The following is a 13,106-nucleotide window of genomic DNA, read 5'->3' as shown; positions in this document are numbered from 1 at the left end:
CGCGTGGTGGAGTCTCTGCCGGGGCTCCGCCGGGCTGGGCCCGCGCGGTCTCGGGGGAATGCTCAGTAGGCCGAGTTCACGTTGTCCATCGAGCCGTAACGCTCGGCGGCGTAGTTGGCGGCGGCGGTGATGTTCGCGACCGGGTCGTAGATGTCGTGCGAGGTGCCCTCGACGTGCCAGTGGTCGAAGGTCGGCTGGATCACCTGGAGCAGACCCTTGGAGGGGATGCCGTTCCTGGCGTTGATGTCCCACAGGTTGATCGCCCGGGTGTTGCCGGAGGACTCCCGCATGATGTTGCGGTGCAGACCCTCGTACGAGCCGGGGATGCCCTTCGCCTTCATGATGTCGAGCGACTCGCGAATCCAGCCGTCGAGGTTGTTCGGGTAGGTCTTGACGGCCTTGCGCTCGGCGTTGCGGCTCGCGGCCTGCTTGGTGGCGCGGTCCTTCGTGGCCTGCGCCTTCTTCTTCGTCTCGGCGGCCTTGGCCTGCTGCGCGGCCTTGATCTTCGCCTCGGCGGCCTTCGCCTGCTCGGAGGCGCCGGCCTGCTGGTTGGTGATGCTGGCGTGCAGCTCCTTGGCCTGCGCGTCGCCACCGACGACGGTGCGGTACGCGGCGGGCTCGGAGGCGGCGACGCTCTGCGAGGCGGAGCCGGAGCCGCTCGTCGCGGGAATCGCGATGCCGCAGGCGAGGACGGCGGCGGAGACGCTGCCTATACCCGCGAGCTGGAGCTTCTGGGCGCGGCTCAGGTTGCCGCCGCGCAGCGCGGCCGGAACGGCGCCCGCGACCTTGGCCTGGGCGGTGCCGACCTGCTCGCCGAACTTGCTGGAGGAAACGCGCTGCTGGATCGAGCCGAGCTGGCTGGTGACCTGACGACGACCGTCGTTGATTCGCTTCTGGGCGTTTCGCATGAAAGTGGAGATGTCAGACATGGCAGATGTGACCTCTTCGTGTAAGCGGGGGAGGCCGCTCTTGGCTCGGTGGGGGACGAATGGTTTTCCCGGCACTAACGCCGGGTAGAGACCGACGCCGAGCGACGGGTGCCATTGTTAGCGGCCGCAAAAATCCGTGGCAAAGATGTGACGTACGATGCTGCTTAGTTATCAAGGGTCCGTTTTGAGCCCTATGGGGCCGCAAAATCCCCGCTCGTATCGGACATACGGCATGTACTACGCAAGTTCGTACGTGACGCGCGCCCTATGCCCGTCCTCACAAGCCGCTCATCCGATTCTCACCAACCGTTGCTTCCGCAAAGCAGAGAGTGTGCGGAGAAGGGGCGCCTCCACCCCAGGACCTACGTCCCCGGTGCGGGCCACCCGGCCGCAAGGCCGATGCCCGCCGCAGGGCGCCCGGCTACGGTGAGCCCATGCCCCCCGCCACACCCACGGGCCTGCGCGCGGTCAGCTCCGCCCTGCTCGCGATGAGCAGACCGCTGGAGGTCCAGGACGTCCTGCACACGATCGTCGCCTCGGCCCGCGAACTCCTCGACGCCGAGTACGCGGCCCTCGGCGTCCCCGACGACCACGGCGGCTTCGCCCAGTTCGTCGTCGACGGGGTCAGCGAGGAGCAGTGGAAGGCCATCGGCCCCCTCCCGCGCCAGCACGGCATCCTCGCCGCCCTGCTCAAGGAGGGCCGCACCGAGCGACTCGTCGACGTACGCCGCGACCCCCGCTTCAAGCGCTGGCCCGCCGCCCACCCCGACATGAGCGACTTCATCGGCCTCCCCGTCCGCCACGGCGACGAGACGATCGCGGCCCTCTTCCTCGCCAACAAACGCTGCCCCCACCCCGAGAACACCTGCGGCTTCACCGAGGAGGACGAGGAACTCCTCGGGATGCTCGCCCAGCACGCCGCCATCGCCCTCACCAACGCCCGCCTCTACGAGCGCAGCCGCGAGCTGACCATCGCCGAGGAACGCTCCCGGCTCGCCCACGAGCTGCACGACGCCGTGAGCCAGAAACTCTTCTCGCTCCGCCTCACCGCCCAGGCCGCCACCGCGCTCGTCGATCGCGACCCGGCCCGCGCCAAGGAGGAGCTGCACCAGGTCGCCGCCCTCGCGGCCGAGGCGGCCGACGAACTGCGTGCCGCGGTCGTCGAACTACGTCCGGCGGCCCTCGACGAGGACGGCCTCGTCGCGACCCTGCGCACCCAGATCCGCGTACTCGACCGCGCCCACGCCGCCCGCGTCACCTTCCGCGGGGAAGGGGTACGGGCCCTGCCCGCGGCCCAGGAGGAGGCGCTGCTGCGCGTGGCGCAGGAGGCGCTGCACAACGCGCTCAGGCACTCCGGCGCCGCCCACGTCGACGTCGTACTGCGCCGAGCGGGCCGCGGCGCTGTGCTGCGCGTCACGGACGACGGGAGCGGCTTCGACCCGCGAGGGGTGCGCCGGGCGGGACGGCACCTCGGCCTCGTCTCCATGCGCGACCGCGCGGCGGGCGTCGGCGGCTCGCTCACGGTGGACTCGGCGCCCGGCAAGGGCACCACGATCGAGATGGAGGTACCCGGTGGCTGATACAGGGGAGCGGGCGGGAGCCGCGGAGCCGGCGCGTACGGACGCAGCCCGCACCGGAGCCCGTACGGAAGAGGAGAGGACGAGCGCCGCCCCCAGCGCGCCCCGCCCCATCCGGGTCCTCGTCGTCGACGACCACCAGGTGGTCCGCCGGGGCCTGCGCACCTTCCTGGAGATCCAGGACGACATCGAGGTGGTCGGCGAGGCCGCCGACGGCGAGGAGGGCGTCGCGCGCGCAGGGGAGCTGCGCCCCGACGTGATCCTCATGGACGTCAAGATGCCCGGCACCGACGGCGTCGAGGCGCTGCGCACCCTGCGGGCCCTCGGCAACGAGGTGCGGGTCCTCGTCGTGACGAGCTTCACCGAGCAGCGCACCGTCGTGCCGGCGCTGCGCGCCGGAGCGGCAGGCTACGTGTACAAGGACATCGACCCCGAGGCCCTCGCCGGGGCGATCCGCTCCGTGCACGCCGGGCACGTCCTCCTCCAGCCGGAGGTCGCCGGGATGCTCCTCTCGCAGGAGGAGCACGCCCCGCAGCCCCCGCGCGGCGGCTCGCTCACGGAGCGCGAACGCGAGGTGCTCGGGCTCATCGCGGACGGCCGCTCCAACCGCGAGATCGCCCGCGCGCTCGTCCTCTCCGAGAAGACGGTGAAGACGCACGTATCGAACATCCTGATGAAACTCGACCTCGCCGACCGCACCCAGGCCGCCCTGTGGGCCGTACGGCACGGCTACAGCGACTGAAGCGCCTGATGGGACGCGGTGTGCTCGGATGGTTGCACGAAAGGATGAGATTCATACCGACGGGTGCACCTCACCCGGACGGCGGAACGTACGGGGCGGACGCGCGTTCTCCAGTGCACCCCGGGGCGATGGGCCCCTGGGTACTCAGGAGGACGAGAAAGTGATCAACTTCAAGAAGGCCGCGACCGTGACCCTGGTGGCCGGGGGGCTGCTCGCCGCGGGTACCGGTATGGCCTCCGCCACCGACTGCCCGCCCGCGCACGGCGGCGGCCACGGCGGCCACCACGCCCCGGGCCACGGCGGCGGCAACCACGGCGGTGGCGGCAACCACGGTGGCGGCAACAACGGCGGCGGCGCGCACGCCGGTGGCGGCGCCCAGGCGAACGGCGTCGCGACGCGCTCCCCGGGCATCCTCTCCGGCAACCTCGTGCAGATCCCTGTGAACATCCCGGTCAACGTGAGCGGCAACACGATCAACGTGATCGGCCTGCTGAACCCGGCCTTCGGCAACAGCGCCGTCAACCACTGACACGCGCGCCGCCGTTCTTCACCCGAACGGTGGGTGAATGCGCCCAACCGGGCGCTGTCCCGTGACCCCACGCGCCCCCGGCGCGTTTCCCAGCGTGCGGCCCCGAGCCAGGGGCTGTGAAACGCATCTGTGGAGGAGTAACACCCATGAGCATCGCCAAGAAGGCAGTCCTGACCGTCGCCGCAGCCGGCCTCGCGGCCGCCGTCCCGGCGGGCGCCGCCTTCGCCGACTCCGGTGCCGAGGGCGCCGCCGTGAATTCGCCCGGCGTCGCCTCCGGCAACCTGGTCCAGGCCCCCATCCACGTGCCGGTCAACCTCTCCGGCAACAGCATCAACGTGATCGGCCTGCTGAACCCGGCCTTCGGCAACACCGCGGTCAACAGCTGACCGAAGCACCACCCCGCGGGGCCCGGCACGCCACCCAGGCGCGCCGGGCCCCGCGTCCGTACCCGGGGGACGGAAGGACAGCGGGACGGAGGGACAGCGGGACGGGGGGACAGCGGGACGGGGGGACAGCGGGACGGGGGGACAGCGGGACGGGGGGACAGCGGGACGGGGGGACAACGGGACGGCGGAGAGCCGGAGAAAGCCGACGCCACCGCGGAACACCGCCCAGCCCCCAGCCCCCCAGCTCACCTCTCCCGTTCCCGCTCCTCCACCATTCCGTTGTACGCGGCCACCAGCGCCCGCCGCGCCGTCCGCTCCACCGGGCGCAGCGCCTCCGCCCGCGCCGCCATCTCGCCCGCGCTCACCGCGGCCCCGTGCCCGCTCTCGTACGCGAGCGAGACGAGCGTCCCGATCCGCCGCCCCAGCTCCACGACCCGCACGGCGCGCGCCGGATACCCCGGCGCGAGCGCCTCGGTCGCCCCCGCCCCGTGCACCCGAGCCCGGTACGCCTCGATCGCCGCCTCGGCGACAGGACCCGAAGCCGCCACGTCGAGCCGCGAGAGCACCGCCGTCGCCTCGCGCATCGCCTCCGCCAGCTCACGCTCCGCCTCACCGAGCGAGGGCACGTCGGCGGGCGGCGCCTCACGCACCGGCATGCAGCGCCACTCCACCTCCACGTGCACATCGCCCGCGGGCCCCGCCTCGAAGACCTCGGGGACGAGCCCGTAGGGAACCCCCACCCCCACCACGGCCTCCTCCGCTTCGAGCGCGGCGGCATTGAACTCCGGCGGCCCCGAGAGCCCCAGCGGATGCCCGGGCGCGGGCAGCGCGAGCCGCAGCCCGCGCGCCCCGAGCGCCCGCAACCGCCCGAGCGCCAGCGTCAGCCCGACAGGGCCCCGCTCGCCCGGCAGTCCCGTGACCCGGTGCACGGCGTCCTCGCCGACGATCGCGCTCGCGGCGTCGTCCGGCGGTACAAGACCGGCGAAAAGTGCATTCCCCCAAGCGGCCAGCCGCCCGGAACGTGGTTCAACGCGCATCCCCCCAGCCTAAGGACAGGACAGGCCACGGCTTCCCCCGGCCGGTGGCGTAGGTTTTCTCCAGGGGACATCCCTGGGGGGCGGCGTCCGATCGACGCCGGCGACTAGCCGCGAGAGACAATGGGAGACACGGCGCTCATGAGCGATGTACTGGAACTGGTGGACGTATCGGTGGTCCGCGAGGGCCGGGCACTGATCGAGCAGGTCTCCTGGTCCGTGAAGGAAGGGGAGCGCTGGGTCATCCTCGGCCCCAACGGCGCCGGCAAGACCACCCTCCTCAACGTGGCGTCCAGCTACCTCTTCCCCACCACGGGCACCGTCCGCATCCTCGGCGACCAGCTCGGCCGCGTCGACGTCTTCGAGCTGCGCCCCCGCATCGGCGTCGCGGGCGTCGGCATGGCCGAGAAGCTCCCGCGCCGCCAGACCGTCCTCCAGACCGTCCTCACCGCCGCCTACGGCATGACGGCGACGTGGCAGGAGTCGTACGAGGACATCGACGAGCAGCGCGCCCGCGCCTTCCTCGACCGCCTCGGCATGACCGAGTACCTCGACCGCCGCTTCGGCACCCTCTCCGAGGGCGAGCGCAAGCGCACCCTCATCGCCCGCGCCCTCATGACCGACCCCGAGCTGCTCCTCCTCGACGAACCGGCCGCCGGTCTCGACCTCGGCGGCCGCGAGGACCTCGTCCGCCGCCTCGGCCGCCTCGCGCGCGACCCGATCGCCCCCTCGATGATCATGGTGACCCACCACGTCGAGGAGATCGCCCCCGGCTTCACGCACGTTCTCATGATCCGTCAGGGCAAGGTGCTCGCCGCGGGCCCGCTCGAACTCGAACTCACCTCGCGCAACCTCTCGCGCTGCTTCGGTCTGCCCCTCGTCGTCGAGCAGCAGGGCGAGCGCTGGACCGCTCGCGGCCTGCCCCTGGGCTGACGCGACGGGGCTCCGGCCCCTGCCCGCCCGCGAACGCTCCCAACGCCCCCTGTCCGCAGGGGGCGTTGCGCGCCTACCATGCTCCTGTGGACATCGACGCGTGGGTGTGGTGGCTGATCGGCGCGGTGGCACTGGGGATTCCCCTCGTGGTGACCGCCATGCCGGAGTTCGGCATGTTCGCCGCGGGTGCCGTCGCAGGCGCGATCGCGGCCGCGCTCGGCGGCGGCATCGTGATCCAGGTACTGGTCTTCGTCCTCGTCTCCGTCGCCGGAGTCGCCGTCGTACGCCCCCTCGCCGCCCGGCAGCGCGCCCAGCGCCCGCACCTCGCGAGCGGCGTCGACGCGCTCAAGGGCCGCCAGGCCGTCGTCGTCGAACGTGTCGACGCGAGCGGCGCGGGGCGCGTCAAACTCGCGGGCGAGATCTGGTCGGCCCGCCCCCTCGACACCGAGCAGAGTTACGAGCCGGGCCAGTCGGTCGACGTCGTCGACATCGACGGCGCCACGGCGGTGGTCATGTGAGCGCCCACCACCCGCGGGCACCGCGCCGCCCGCCACGATCCGGCCGAATCCCGGCGCTTTACCGCCCGGTAGGCCACGACCTGCGCGAAACGGCCCCGAGGGCCCCCACGTTCTGACAGACTCGCCGTCAAGATCCACCGCACGCAGGCTTGTCAGGCACCACGGTACGAAGGGCACGGACTCCGCGATGGCACCGATCATCATCGTCCTCATCATCCTGGTGGTGCTCGTCTTCATCGCCCTGATCAAGACGATCCAGGTGATCCCCCAGGCGAGCGCCGCCATCGTGGAGCGCTTCGGCCGCTACACCCGCACCCTCAACGCGGGGCTCAACATCGTCGTCCCCTTCATCGACACCATCCGCAACCGCATCGACCTGCGCGAACAGGTCGTCCCCTTCCCGCCCCAGCCGGTGATCACCCAGGACAACCTGGTCGTCAACATCGACACGGTCATCTACTACCAGGTCACCGACGCCCGCGCCGCGACGTACGAGGTCGCCAGCTACATCCAGGCGATCGAACAGCTCACCGTCACGACCCTGCGCAACATCATCGGCGGCATGGACCTGGAGCGGACCCTCACCTCGCGCGAGGAGATCAACGCGGCCCTGCGCGGCGTGCTCGACGAGGCGACGGGCAAGTGGGGCATCCGCGTCAACCGCGTCGAACTGAAGGCCATCGAGCCGCCCACCTCCATCCAGGACTCGATGGAGAAGCAGATGCGCGCCGACCGCGACAAGCGCGCCGCGATCCTCCAGGCGGAAGGCGTCCGGCAGTCCGAGATCCTGCGCGCCGAGGGCGAGAAGCAGTCCGCGATCCTCCGGGCCGAGGGCGAGGCCAAGGCCGCCGCGCTGCGCGCCGAGGGCGAGGCGCAGGCCATCCGCACGGTCTTCGAGTCGATCCACGCGGGCGACCCCGACCAGAAGCTCCTCTCGTACCAGTACCTCCAGATGCTCCCGAAGATCGCCGAGGGCGACGCCAACAAGCTCTGGATCGTGCCCAGCGAGATCGGCGACGCCCTCAAGGGCCTGAGCGGCGCGGTGGGCAACCTCGGCGGCCTCGGCAACCTCGGTGGCGGTGGCGGTGGCGGCGGCAGCGACGCCAAGGCGGCCCCCACCACGCCGGGGACCGGCGGCAAGCCCTTCCCGCGCGAACAGCGCCCGCCCATCGACTGAGGTTCCCCTCCCGTACGGCAGACGGCAGACGGCAGACGGCAGACGACAGCGGGGCGGCTCCCCGCCGGACCAGCGTCCGGCAGGGAGCCGCCCCGCCCTCGTACCCGGCGGCCTCCTCAGGCCACCACCCCGTGCCCCAGCCACTCCGGCAGGCCCAGCAGGTCGTCCTGCCCCAGCGCGAGCAGCATCGCGTCGGCCGGGGTCGGCTCGAACGGCTGCCGCAGCAGCGGCATCCCGGCCTGCTCGGGCGTCCGGTCCGCCTTGCGGTGGTTGTCCTCCGCGCAGGAGGCCACCGTGTTCAGCCAGGAGTCGGCCCCGCCACGGGACTTGGGCACCACGTGGTCCACCGTCGTCGCCCGCCGGCCGCAGTACGCGCACCGGTGCCTGTCCCGTACCAGGACGCCCCGCCGCGACCACGGCGCTTGTCTTCGGAACGGCACCCGTACGTACCGGCAGAGCCTGATCACCTGGGGCACCGGCAGATCCACCGTCGCTGCCCGCATCCGCAGACCCGGGTGCGCGCGCTCGACGACCGCCTTGTCGGTGAGGACCAGCACCACCGCGCGGTGCAAGGTCACCGTCGACAGCGGCTCGAAGCTCGCGTTCAGCACCAGCGTGTCCCGCATCTCGCCCACCTCCCCGCTCACCGGCCGCCCCCTGGCGGTCGGGATCAACTCTGGCCGGGCACAACGAGATGGACAACGCAATAAAAAGTGCCCTCCCCTGATCAATTCCATGACCGGGGGAGGGCAAACACGCGAGGCGAACCCCGCTGCGCTCAGCGGCGCTTCAGCTCGCCGGGATCTCGTACGTACCGATGAGCTGCGCGCGGCCCACGGTGTGGAAGTGCAGGTTGAAACCGACGACGGCGGGCGTCGCCGAGCCGTCGGGACCGAGCTTCTCCTGATCCACCGCGTGCACCGTGAAGACGTACCGGTGCGCCGGGTCGCCGGGCGGCGGGGCCGCTCCGCCGAAGTCCTGGCTGCCGTAGTCGTTGCGCGCCTGCACGGCCCCCGCGGGCAGCCCGGCGAAGGAGCCCGTACCGGCCCCGGCGGGCAGCTCGGTGACCGTCGCGGGGATGTCGAAGACCACCCAGTGCCAGAAGCCGCTGCCTGTCGGCGCGTCCGGGTCGTAACACGTCACCGCGTAGCTCTTCGTCCCCTCCGGCGCTCCCTCCCAGCGCAGGTGCGGCGAGGTGTTCCCGCCGTCCTGCGCCTGGGCGGTGCCGAGCGGCGCCCCCTCGGACACGTCGTCGCTGACCACGGTGAAGGCGGGCACCTGCGGCAACAGCTCGTAGGGGAGCGGTGGCCTCTTCTCACTCACGTCGCGAATCCTCCAGTACGGATGGAGCCGGGGCCTCGGGCGTGACGGCGGCCCACGGCGGTGGTGGCCAGCCTAGATCCGCCGGCCGCCCTGGCCGGTACCCCGCCCCGCCCGCACGGGAACCGGCCGGGGCGGGAACCCCTCGGGTCCGGAGACCGGCCGGGGTCAGAACCAGCTGCGGCGGCTGCCGACCTCGGAGATCCACTGGTGGAGATACGCGTCCCAGTCGGTCTCGCCGAAGGTGTGCAGCCCCACCCGGAAGGCGCGGAAGGAGTCGCTGCCCTCGGTGAAGAGCCCGTCCTTCTTGTCCATCTCCAGGACGACGTCCATCTCACGGTCGTCCGAGACGAAGCTCAGCTCGACCTGGTTGAGCCCCCGGTACTGCTGCGGCGGGTAGAACTCGATCTCCTGGTAGAAGGGGAGCCGCTGCCGCGTCCCCCGGATCGAGCCGCGCTCCAGGTCCGCGCTCTTGAAGCGGAAGCCGAGCCGCCCGAAGGAGTCGAGGATCGCCTCCTGAGCGGGCAGCGGGTGCACGGTGATCGGGTCGAGGTCGCTGGAGTCCACCGCACGCGCGATCTGGAGTTCGGTCGTCACACCGACGTTCATCCCCCGCAGGTGCTGCCCGGCGAAGGTCGTGATCGGCGTCTCCCACGGGATCTCCAGACCGAAGGGCACGACATGCGTCGCCCCCTCGTGCAGCAGGAAGGCCCCGCCGAGGCTCACCCGGTGGAACTCGATGTTCTGCTTGTACTCCGAGTCGCCGCTCTCGACCTCGACCCGCGCCTGGAGGCCCACCGAGAGCCCCTCGATCTGCTGATCCACGGCGCCGCCCTGGATACGGACCTCACCCTGCACCACGCCGCCGGGGACCACGTTCTCCTCGAACAGCACCGTCTCGACCTCGGCCCCACCGGAACCGAGACTCGCCAGCAGCTTCCTGAACCCCATGTGTCCGCCTCTTCCCTCGTCGACAATCCGTGGAGACGCGCCCGTGCGTCCGTACGAGCGCCCTGCGTCCGGTACGGGTGGCGCGCCGCAGGACCCGCTCATACGAACGCGCCTTCGGCCCTCCCGGTTCCAGCGCCGGCGAACCGGCCCTCCCGTACCCTCGGGGGTCATGCCTTCCGAACCAGCGCCCCCGGAGAACATGATCGCGGCCCACGACCGTACGCCGCTGCCCCGTTCCTTCTTCGACCGCCCGGTCCTGGAGGCGGCCCCCGCCCTCCTCGGGCGGCTCCTCGTCCGTGAACTCCCGGAGGGCCGCGTCATCCTGCGGCTCACCGAGGTCGAGGCGTACGCGGGCGAGTCGGACCCCGGCTCCCACGCCTACCGCGGCCGCACCGCGCGCAACGCCGTCATGTACGGACCACCGGGACACGCCTACGTCTACTTCACCTACGGCATGTGGCACTGCCTGAACGTCGTGTGCGGCCCGGAGGACTTCGCCTCCGGAATCCTGCTGCGCGCGGGCGAGGTCGTCGAGGGCGCCGAGATCGCCAGGCTGCGCCGCCCCACGTCCCGCCGCGACCACGAACTCGCCAAGGGCCCGGCCCGCTTGGCGACGGCCCTCGGCGTCGACCGCGCCCTGGACGGTACGGATCTGTGCGGCCCCGAGGGCGAACCGCTCCGCCTCCTCGCGGGCACCCCGGCCCCTGCGGCCCTCCTGCGCAACGGCCCGCGCACGGGCGTCTCGGGCGAGGGCGGGGTGCACCCCTGGCGGTACTGGATCGACGGAGAGCAGAGCGTCAGCCCCTACCGGGCCCACACCCCGCGCCGCCGTTCGGCCGCTCCTCGCGGGACGGCGGCCAAGGGGTCTTGACTCTCGCGGCCCGAACCCCTAACGTAGGACGAGCCGCTTGTGCCGGTAGCGCTCCATGCGATGACGGACAGTGGCACCTCTACTACTCAACGACTCAGGCCCGCAGGGGTCTGTTTTTCGGCGTGCCTTTATCGGCGTATCCGAAAATGAGTGGAAGCCCGATTAGGAGCTTCACGGAAAGTCGGTTAACGTAGTGGACACGCCGAAAGGGAAACGGAAAAGCCGAAAGGCCGGTCCGGGAACCGGAAAGCACCGAGGAAATCGGGCCCGAGAGAGTCTGATAGAGTCGGAAACACGAAATACCGAAGGGAAAACGCCCGGAGGAAAGCCCGAGAGGGTGAGTACGAAGGAAGCGTCCGTTCCTTGAGAACTCAACAGCGTGCCAAAAGTCAACGCCAGATATGTTGATACCCCGACCGACGGCCATTACGGCCTGAGGTTGAGGTTCCTTTGAAACAAACACAGCGAGGACGCTGTGAACCTGGGGGATTATTCCTCTCCCGGTTCCGCTCTCGTGGTGGTATCCCGATTACGGGAAAACATTCACGGAGAGTTTGATCCTGGCTCAGGACGAACGCTGGCGGCGTGCTTAACACATGCAAGTCGAACGATGAACCGCTTTCGGGCGGGGATTAGTGGCGAACGGGTGAGTAACACGTGGGCAATCTGCCCTGCACTCTGGGACAAGCCCTGGAAACGGGGTCTAATACCGGATACTCACTGCCTTGGGCATCCAGGGTGGTGGAAAGCTCCGGCGGTGCAGGATGAGCCCGCGGCCTATCAGCTAGTTGGTGAGGTAATGGCTCACCAAGGCGACGACGGGTAGCCGGCCTGAGAGGGCGACCGGCCACACTGGGACTGAGACACGGCCCAGACTCCTACGGGAGGCAGCAGTGGGGAATATTGCACAATGGGCGAAAGCCTGATGCAGCGACGCCGCGTGAGGGATGACGGCCTTCGGGTTGTAAACCTCTTTCAGCAGGGAAGAAGCGAGAGTGACGGTACCTGCAGAAGAAGCGCCGGCTAACTACGTGCCAGCAGCCGCGGTAATACGTAGGGCGCAAGCGTTGTCCGGAATTATTGGGCGTAAAGAGCTCGTAGGCGGCTTGTCACGTCGGTTGTGAAAGCCCGGGGCTTAACCCCGGGTCTGCAGTCGATACGGGCAGGCTAGAGTTCGGTAGGGGAGATCGGAATTCCTGGTGTAGCGGTGAAATGCGCAGATATCAGGAGGAACACCGGTGGCGAAGGCGGATCTCTGGGCCGATACTGACGCTGAGGAGCGAAAGCGTGGGGAGCGAACAGGATTAGATACCCTGGTAGTCCACGCCGTAAACGGTGGGCACTAGGTGTGGGCAACATTCCACGTTGTCCGTGCCGCAGCTAACGCATTAAGTGCCCCGCCTGGGGAGTACGGCCGCAAGGCTAAAACTCAAAGGAATTGACGGGGGCCCGCACAAGCAGCGGAGCATGTGGCTTAATTCGACGCAACGCGAAGAACCTTACCAAGGCTTGACATACACCGGAAACGGCCAGAGATGGTCGCCCCCTTGTGGTCGGTGTACAGGTGGTGCATGGCTGTCGTCAGCTCGTGTCGTGAGATGTTGGGTTAAGTCCCGCAACGAGCGCAACCCTTGTCCCGTGTTGCCAGCAAGCCCTTCGGGGTGTTGGGGACTCACGGGAGACCGCCGGGGTCAACTCGGAGGAAGGTGGGGACGACGTCAAGTCATCATGCCCCTTATGTCTTGGGCTGCACACGTGCTACAATGGCCGGTACAATGAGCTGCGATACCGCGAGGTGGAGCGAATCTCAAAAAGCCGGTCTCAGTTCGGATTGGGGTCTGCAACTCGACCCCATGAAGTCGGAGTTGCTAGTAATCGCAGATCAGCATTGCTGCGGTGAATACGTTCCCGGGCCTTGTACACACCGCCCGTCACGTCACGAAAGTCGGTAACACCCGAAGCCGGTGGCCCAACCCCTTGTGGGAGGGAGCTGTCGAAGGTGGGACCAGCGATTGGGACGAAGTCGTAACAAGGTAGCCGTACCGGAAGGTGCGGCTGGATCACCTCCTTTCTAAGGAGCACTTCTTACCTGATCTCTTCGGAGTGAGGGTCAAGGGGCCAGTACATCGGCGAGTGTTC

General features: G+C 69.7%; 13 protein-coding genes and 1 rRNA gene. 9 read left to right on the top strand and 5 right to left on the bottom strand.

Translation table 11 applies throughout. The annotated features are described in order from the left end of the window. Nucleotides 1–62 precede the first annotated feature (62 nt). Entirely contained in the window at nt 63–929 is an 867-nt protein-coding gene (locus tag ACQYWQ_RS05065) for a transglycosylase SLT domain-containing protein (RefSeq protein WP_431032672.1), read from the bottom strand. A 434-nt stretch (nt 930–1,363) separates the two neighbouring features. On the opposite strand from ACQYWQ_RS05065, the gene ACQYWQ_RS05060 reads away from it, so the two are divergent. The 4 genes from ACQYWQ_RS05060 to ACQYWQ_RS05045 all read left to right on the top strand — a co-directional run bounded on the left by ACQYWQ_RS05060 (nt 1,364) and on the right by ACQYWQ_RS05045 (nt 4,163). Beyond that, on the top strand, nt 1,364–2,509 hold the full coding sequence (locus tag ACQYWQ_RS05060; RefSeq protein WP_431032671.1) for a GAF domain-containing sensor histidine kinase: 1,146 nt from the start codon (nt 1,364–1,366) through the stop codon (nt 2,507–2,509). Nucleotides 2,510–2,618: 109 nt separating this feature from the next. Next, nucleotides 2,619–3,248 carry a response regulator gene (locus ACQYWQ_RS05055; RefSeq protein WP_431039067.1) on the top strand — a complete coding sequence of 210 codons (630 nt, stop codon included), beginning with the start codon at nt 2,619–2,621 and terminating at the stop codon, nt 3,246–3,248. A gap of 160 nt (nt 3,249–3,408) precedes the next feature. After that, on the top strand, nt 3,409–3,777 hold the full coding sequence (locus tag ACQYWQ_RS05050; RefSeq protein WP_431032670.1) for a chaplin: 369 nt from the start codon (nt 3,409–3,411) through the stop codon (nt 3,775–3,777). A 146-nt stretch (nt 3,778–3,923) separates the two neighbouring features. Then, entirely contained in the window at nt 3,924–4,163 is a 240-nt protein-coding gene (locus ACQYWQ_RS05045) for a chaplin (protein ID WP_431032669.1), read from the top strand. Nucleotides 4,164–4,408: 245 nt separating this feature from the next. Here ACQYWQ_RS05045 and ACQYWQ_RS05040 read toward each other — a convergent pair whose 3' ends face one another. Further along, entirely contained in the window at nt 4,409–5,200 is a 792-nt protein-coding gene (locus ACQYWQ_RS05040; RefSeq protein ID WP_431032668.1) for a hypothetical protein, read from the bottom strand. 138 nt (nt 5,201–5,338) lie between these two features. Here ACQYWQ_RS05040 and ACQYWQ_RS05035 point away from each other — a divergent pair, with 138 nt between their 5' ends. The 3 genes from ACQYWQ_RS05035 to ACQYWQ_RS05025 all read left to right on the top strand — a co-directional run bounded on the left by ACQYWQ_RS05035 (nt 5,339) and on the right by ACQYWQ_RS05025 (nt 7,825). Then, nucleotides 5,339–6,130: an ABC transporter ATP-binding protein gene (locus ACQYWQ_RS05035; protein ID WP_431032667.1), complete on the top strand. Its 792-nt coding sequence runs from the start codon at nt 5,339–5,341 to the stop codon at nt 6,128–6,130. An 86-nt stretch (nt 6,131–6,216) separates the two neighbouring features. Next, nucleotides 6,217–6,648, top strand: coding sequence for an NfeD family protein (locus tag ACQYWQ_RS05030; protein WP_431032666.1), 432 nt, complete (start codon nt 6,217–6,219; stop codon nt 6,646–6,648). A gap of 187 nt (nt 6,649–6,835) precedes the next feature. Then, nucleotides 6,836–7,825: an SPFH domain-containing protein gene (locus tag ACQYWQ_RS05025; RefSeq protein ID WP_431032665.1), complete on the top strand. Its 990-nt coding sequence runs from the start codon at nt 6,836–6,838 to the stop codon at nt 7,823–7,825. A gap of 116 nt (nt 7,826–7,941) precedes the next feature. On the opposite strand, the gene ACQYWQ_RS05020 is transcribed toward ACQYWQ_RS05025, so the two are convergent. The 3 genes from ACQYWQ_RS05020 to ACQYWQ_RS05010 form a co-directional block, all read right to left on the bottom strand. Continuing rightward, a complete protein-coding gene (locus tag ACQYWQ_RS05020) occupies nt 7,942–8,451 on the bottom strand; it encodes an HNH endonuclease (protein WP_431032664.1) in 510 nt (169 codons plus the stop codon). 163 nt (nt 8,452–8,614) lie between these two features. Beyond that, a complete protein-coding gene (locus ACQYWQ_RS05015) occupies nt 8,615–9,148 on the bottom strand; it encodes a YbhB/YbcL family Raf kinase inhibitor-like protein (RefSeq protein ID WP_431032663.1) in 534 nt (177 codons plus the stop codon). 165 nt (nt 9,149–9,313) lie between these two features. Beyond that, nucleotides 9,314–10,096, bottom strand: coding sequence for a sporulation protein (locus ACQYWQ_RS05010; RefSeq protein ID WP_431032662.1), 783 nt, complete (start codon nt 10,094–10,096; stop codon nt 9,314–9,316). A gap of 199 nt (nt 10,097–10,295) precedes the next feature. Here ACQYWQ_RS05010 and ACQYWQ_RS05005 point away from each other — a divergent pair, with 199 nt between their 5' ends. Then, a complete protein-coding gene (locus tag ACQYWQ_RS05005; protein WP_431039066.1) occupies nt 10,296–10,967 on the top strand; it encodes a DNA-3-methyladenine glycosylase in 672 nt (223 codons plus the stop codon). Nucleotides 10,968–11,509: 542 nt separating this feature from the next. After that, nucleotides 11,510–13,038: ribosomal RNA gene (locus ACQYWQ_RS05000) — 16S ribosomal RNA — on the top strand. Nucleotides 13,039–13,106: the final 68 nt, after the last annotated feature.

It is taken from the genome of Streptomyces sp. P6-2-1 (assembly GCF_050613165.1).
Lineage (GTDB): Bacteria > Actinomycetota > Actinomycetes > Streptomycetales > Streptomycetaceae > Streptomyces.
This window is presented reverse-complemented; position numbering and strand designations above follow the sequence as displayed.